Annotated in this window: 3 protein-coding genes; all 3 read right to left on the reverse strand. The window is 69.2% G+C overall.

Annotation, left to right across the window (positions count from 1 at the left end):
* On the reverse strand, positions 1–390 hold a 390-nt coding region (locus tag ACWGJ2_RS40290), incomplete at its 3' end, for an AraC-like ligand-binding domain-containing protein (RefSeq protein ID WP_453351392.1).
* A 419-nt stretch (positions 391–809) separates the two neighbouring features.
* Positions 810–1289 (reverse strand): hypothetical protein, encoded by a 480-nt coding sequence (locus ACWGJ2_RS40295; protein ID WP_453351393.1) that lies wholly within the window; start codon positions 1287–1289, stop codon positions 810–812.
* A 23-nt stretch (positions 1290–1312) separates the two neighbouring features.
* Positions 1313–2095: helix-turn-helix domain-containing protein (locus tag ACWGJ2_RS40300; protein ID WP_453351394.1), on the reverse strand; the 783-nt coding region annotated here is incomplete at its 5' end.

A 2095-nucleotide genomic window follows, 5' to 3' on the forward strand; every position in this document is an offset into this window, starting at 1 on the left:
CTGCACGGTCAGATGTGACCAGTCGCCCTCAGCGGCGCGGACTTCGCCGCGGTAGGGGCGGCTGGAGTCCATCATCACCAGATCTCCCGCGTGCAGCATCGTGTCGGCTGTTGCCAGGGAGAGAATCCCTTCTTGACGCAGGAAGAAGTTGATCTGGTATGCCTCGGGGTCGGACTGCCGGATCAGCTTGGCGGGGCGCGTGATCTCCAGATGGGAGAAGGACAGTGTGGAGATCTGCACCTCGCCCAGATCCAGGTTCCGCATTCTGGCCCGGAAGTCGTCCTGATCGTCGCTGCGCAGCCGGTTGGGCATATGAGAGCGATCAGTAGTCTCCACGAACAGGTCGAAGCGCTCCGGTGCCGCAACGCTCTCTGTGCTGAACTCTGTCACCAGCATGGCCATCCCCCCGTATCCGGATTTCGTGCAGCTCTGGCGGCTGCCGCACGGGGAAGTTCCCATGGCCGGGCTTTGTCTCGTACCTCCCTTTTGATCGTGCAACAAAGCGCATCCGGGGGGGAATGAGCGGGAGTATGCGGCCTTCCACCCGGTGTGGAGCAGCCGAGGGTGCGCCGCTCGGCTGCGGCTGGCTGGTGGAGGTGACGGGCGATCGACGGCCCGAGCGCGGGTCTATGGGGCCGGGCCGGTGTTCTCGGCCACTTCGTCGAGGCCCTGCTCTGGTGGACCGTCCATCGGGATCTGCTCCGATGTGCTCGGGTCCGGCTCCGCAGCGGATACCGCGCATTCTCTTGGTGCTGGCGAGTGGTCGAGTCGCGGGGGGAGAGAGCTGTTGCGTCTCTTCCCTGGCGCCTTCAGGCAGGGGCGAGCCCCGGGCCGATGGCGCGGGACTTCTCCATGGTCCGGAGCTTTTCTCCTGGTCGCTGCTGTTCGGGTGCCGGGGCCGGTCCGCGGGGGCTGCTACGGCGGGCGGCGGCCACGAGCGCGGTCACGGCCGCGGGTTCGGCGCCGGTGATCACGCCGATCCGTTCGATGCTCAGGTGCAGGACGTCGTGCAGCCACGCGGCATCCTCGGTCGGCGCGGGGGTGCTGCCGGTGCGGCGGGCGATGGCCCGGGTGTGCTGCTCCCAGGCCCACGCGGCAGGACGCGGCTTGGTCACGATCATGGTCCAGTTGCTGGCTAAGAGGTCGAAGAGCTGGGATACGGCGATCTGTGCTTCTTCTGGGGGGAGGCGGGCTGCGGCGTAGGCGTGGTAGGCGGGGCGGTGCAGGTCGTAGAAGGCGTAGAAGGCGGTGGTGAGCAGCGGCACGGAGGCGGCGGTGGGCTTGTTCATGGTCTGTCCCTGGCGGTCGCGGGTCAGCCGAAGGGCTCGACGGAGAAGGTGCGGGCCTCGGTCCCTCCCTCGGCGTGGGCCTGGCGCCACAGGGGCCGGGCGGTCTCCGGCAGGCCGATGAGGGTGGTGGTGAGCTGGGCGACCACCGGCCAGCCGGGAACGCCGGGGCCTTCGAGGGCCAGGTGCAGCTCGGTGTGGGTGAGGGTGTGCTGGGCGAGGTCGAGGATCTTCTCGTTGCTGGGGGAGCCGGCGGCGTAGCGCAGGGCCTGGAGGTAGGTGCGCAGGTACCGGGCGGCTTCGGTGGTCGAGGGCCGTACCCCCGAGGCCACTTCCCACAGCGGCTTCATCAAGGTGGCGTTGCCCTCGCACATCTCGCAGATGATCTTGACGTGCTGCCAGGAGACCTCGCGCTGCCCTGAGAGCATCCGGGACACGTAGGACTCGTCGACGTTCATCCGCTGGGCGATCTCGCGCTGGCGGCGGCCGGATGCCCGGCGCATGAGGTCGAGTGCGGCAGCCAGGCGGTGGCGCGGTTGGCGCTGCACCGGGGCTTGGGGTTCTTCGGGGGCCGGTTCGCGCGGGGTGGTGCGCAGCGGCCGGGAGCGGGCGGCCAGGGCGCGGTCGACGGCGAGGGGTTCGTACTTCTTGCGCAGTCGGTCCTCGGTGCGGTCGAAGATCTGCGCGAGGTCGCCGAGCGGGTTGCCCTGGGACCGCTGTCGCACGACGACGGCGCCCGTTGCCTGCTGTGTCAACTGGTCGAGGATGACCAGGAGTTCGGCCAGCTCGGTGGGGGAGGCGGCGTCGTC

Source organism: Streptomyces sp. NPDC054796, from assembly GCF_053611545.1.